The organism is uncultured Wocania sp., from assembly GCF_964021735.1.
Classification (GTDB): domain Bacteria; phylum Bacteroidota; class Bacteroidia; order Flavobacteriales; family Flavobacteriaceae; genus Wocania_A.
Genome location: NZ_CAXIBN010000245.1, coordinates 1 through 3,674, shown reverse-complemented (window position 1 = coordinate 3,674; position 3,674 = coordinate 1). Strand labels below are relative to the sequence as shown.

Below are 3,674 nucleotides of genomic sequence, written 5' to 3'. Positions count from 1 at the left end.
CCTGACTTTTTGTTTTTACAAAACATAAAATAATTACTAAATTTCAAGCAAAAAGAAATACCAAAAAAAATATAAATAAAAACATTGCAGATTATTAATTAATAGTTATTTTTGCACCCAATTTCGGGTTAACCTCTGGCGAGAATCGTGAATGTTGTTCTGAATTAATTATAATTAAATTTAAAGATATGGAATCTTTAGTAAAATTTGTACAAGACGAATTTGTAACAAGAAAAGACTTGCCAGAATTTGCAGCTGGAGACACTATTACAGTATTTTATGAAATTAGAGAGGGCGAAAAAGTTCGTACTCAGTTTTTTAGAGGTGTTGTAATTCAAAGAAGAGGATCTGGAACATCAGAAACTTTTACAATTAGAAAAATGTCTGGAACTATTGGTGTAGAGCGTATCTTTCCAGTAAATTTACCGGCATTACAAAAAATAGAAGTTAACAAACGTGGTAAAGTACGTAGAGCTAGAATTTACTACTTTAGAGGTCTTACTGGTAAAAAAGCTAGAATTACCGAGCGTAGACGTTAATATCGTAATACCATTTACGAAAGTACTTAAAAGCCTTGACAGATGTCAGGGCTTTTTTTATTAACTTTTGTTAATAAGTCTGGTTTATAAATAGTTGATATCTAATCGCTTAAAAAATTTGATTATTTAAAATGTGATTATATATTAGCAAAAGAAATTAATAACAACCTCGGTTGGTTTTGTGTAAAAGCGAATTTACATTAAGGTCTAAAATAGAGTAACGTTCTTTATATACAATTGTTTTTTGAGGTTTGGACGTGCCACGTGTATGCGTGTGTGAGCAGAAAACCATGACGCTATAAAAAGTCCCACATACGCAAGTAGATGGAATCTAGTATAGCTGAAAGCTTGAAAAAGTAGTAGTTAACGAAAGGGAATACTATAAATAGAGCAATGCTTTGGAGTTTTTCATACATGAAAATGATGACTAACAAAAAAGTATCAAGAAAAACAATTAACTGAAGCATTTTGGTAATAGGTCAATACATTTTGAAAATTACATCACGAAATGTTTCATTGAAATAATAGTACTTGAATTGAAAAGGTTTTATGAAAATTAAAACCGATTTAGTAGCAATACTAATAGATCACGTCATGTTATTTCAAAGAAAGCCATATCAGAGTAGATTAAATTCTATAGTGATATGGCTTTTGTTTTTTATAATTTCTACACTTCTATTTTATCATTTTCTTACAGACTTCAGCATTTTTTATCATTCTAATAAATCATTTATAATCTGCTCGACTTCATCAAGCAATTTAAAGGATTTTAAAAGTCAATTTTTGTATATTCGCATCGCAAAAACGTTAGCGTTAATCCTGCTCCTATTTTTAGTAATAAATCAATAAAAAACACAAGGCGAATGTCTAAAATTATTTATACAAAAACTGATGAAGCACCAGCTTTAGCAACCCGTTCTTTTTTACCAATAGTAAAAGCTTTTGTAAAGTCTTCTGGAATAAACATTGAAACTAAAGACATTTCTTTAGCAGCAAGAATTTTATCTACTTTTCCAGATTTTTTAAATGAAGACCAACGTGTTTCAGATGATTTAACATTTCTTGGCGAATTAGCAAAAAAACCTGAAGCTAATATTATAAAATTACCAAATATTAGTGCCTCAATTCCTCAATTAATTGCTGCAATTACTGAGTTACAATCGCAAGGTTTTAATATTCCTAATTACCCAGATGAACCAAAAACAGATTCAGAAAAAGACATAAAATTACGCTATGATAAAATTAAAGGTAGTGCTGTAAATCCTGTTTTACGTGAAGGAAACTCAGATAGACGCGCCCCTAAAGCAGTTAAGAATTACGCTAAAAAGAATCCACATTCAATGGGTGCTTGGTCTAGCAATTCTAAAACACATGTGGCAACTATGAGCCATGGTGATTTTGCACATAATGAGAAATCTGTGACCTTAGAAAATGCTACAACTGTTAAAATTGAACATATTGATGCTAACGGAAATAGCACCATTTTAAAAGATAGTTTAGCATTATTACCAGGAGAAATTATAGATGCTACAGTATTAAGCAAAAAAGCTTTATTGAGTTTTTTAGAAGAACAAATTGCAGATGCCAAAGAAAAAAATGTATTGTTTTCATTACACATGAAAGCCACTATGATGAAGGTTTCAGACCCTATTATTTTTGGTCATGCAGTACGTACGTTCTTTAAAGATGTGTTTGCAAAACACGAAGAAACATTTGAAAAAATTGGTGTTGATGTAAATAATGGTTTTGGCAATTTATTAAGCAACCTTCAAGAATTACCAGAAACTAAACGTAAAGAAATTGAAGCTGATATTAAAGCTGCTTTTAAAAATGGTCCAGATTTAGCCATGGTAAATAGCGATAAAGGTATTACCAATTTACACGTACCGAGTGATGTGATTATTGATGCTTCAATGCCAGCAATGATTCGTACTTCTGGTAAAATGTGGAATGCAGCAGGTAAACAACAAGATACCAAAGCAGTAATTCCTGATAGTAGCTATGCAGGCATTTATACAGCAACTATAGATTTTTGTAAAAAGCATGGAGCATTCGACCCAACAACAATGGGAACTGTTCCTAATGTTGGATTAATGGCTCAAAAAGCTGAAGAATACGGATCTCACGATAAAACTTTTGAAATGACTTCGAACGGAACGGTTCGTGTTATTGATACTTCGGGGGCAGTTTTAATTGAACACACTGTTGAAACTGGAGATATTTGGAGAATGTGTCAAGTTAAAGATGCTCCAATTCAAGACTGGGTAAAATTAGCAGTGACAAGAGCTAGAGCTTCTCAAACTCCAGCAGTTTTCTGGTTAGATAAAAATAGAGCGCATGATACCGAACTTATTAAAAAAGTAAATACTTATTTAAAAGATCACGATACTTCAGGATTAGATTTAAGAATCTTATCTCCTATTGATGCTACAATTTTTACTTGTGAAAGATTAAAAGATGGAAAAGATACTATATCGGTTTCTGGTAATGTTTTACGAGATTATTTAACTGATTTGTTTCCAATTCTTGAAGTTGGTACAAGTGCAAAAATGTTATCTATTGTTCCGTTAATGAACGGTGGTGGATTGTTTGAAACTGGTGCTGGTGGATCTGCACCAAAGCATGTACAACAATTGTTAGAAGAAAATCATTTACGCTGGGATTCTTTAGGTGAATTTTTAGCACTTGCTGTTTCATTAGAGCATTTTAGCGAAGTAAATAATAATGCTAAAGCTAAAATACTAAGCGAAACTTTAGATGATGCGACCGAAAAATTATTAGAAAACAAAAAAGGACCATCTCGTAAAGCTGGAGAATTAGACAATAGAGGAAGTCATTTTTATTTAGCTATGTATTGGGCTCAAGAATTGGCAAGTCAAAATAATGATGCAACGTTAAAAGAAGAGTTCTCAATATTAGCAAAGCAATTAGCTGATAATGAAACTAACATTATAAATGAATTAACAGAAATTCAAGGAAAACCAATAGATATTGGTGGTTACTATGAGCCAAACGAAAATTTAATAAACCAAGCTATGCGACCTAGTAAAACGCTTAACAGCATCTTGTAAAACACTATTCATATCTTTTGTTAAAAGCTCCTAATCTTAGGGGCTTTTTTTATATTTTTATAAA

At 31.5% G+C, this 3,674-nt stretch carries 2 protein-coding genes; both read left to right on the top strand.

Annotation, left to right across the window (positions count from 1 at the left end; translation table 11 throughout):
- Nucleotides 1–188 precede the first annotated feature (188 nt).
- Nucleotides 189–539 carry a 50S ribosomal protein L19 gene (gene rplS / locus AADI82_RS14425; protein ID WP_034040709.1) on the top strand — a complete coding sequence of 117 codons (351 nt, stop codon included), beginning with the start codon at nucleotides 189–191 and terminating at the stop codon, nucleotides 537–539.
- Nucleotides 540–1,402: 863 nt separating this feature from the next.
- Nucleotides 1,403–3,610, top strand: a complete 2,208-nt coding sequence (locus AADI82_RS14420) for an NADP-dependent isocitrate dehydrogenase (RefSeq protein WP_341217119.1) — start codon at nucleotides 1,403–1,405, stop codon at nucleotides 3,608–3,610.
- Nucleotides 3,611–3,674 lie beyond the last annotated feature (64 nt).

Excerpts from the sequence above, each read along its gene's own strand:
- rplS (WP_034040709.1), top strand. The coding sequence starts at position 189 with ATGGAATCTTTAGTAAAATTTGTACAAGACGAATTTGTAACAAGAAAA.
- AADI82_RS14420 (WP_341217119.1), top strand. The coding sequence starts at position 1,403 with ATGTCTAAAATTATTTATACAAAAACTGATGAAGCACCAGCTTTAGCA.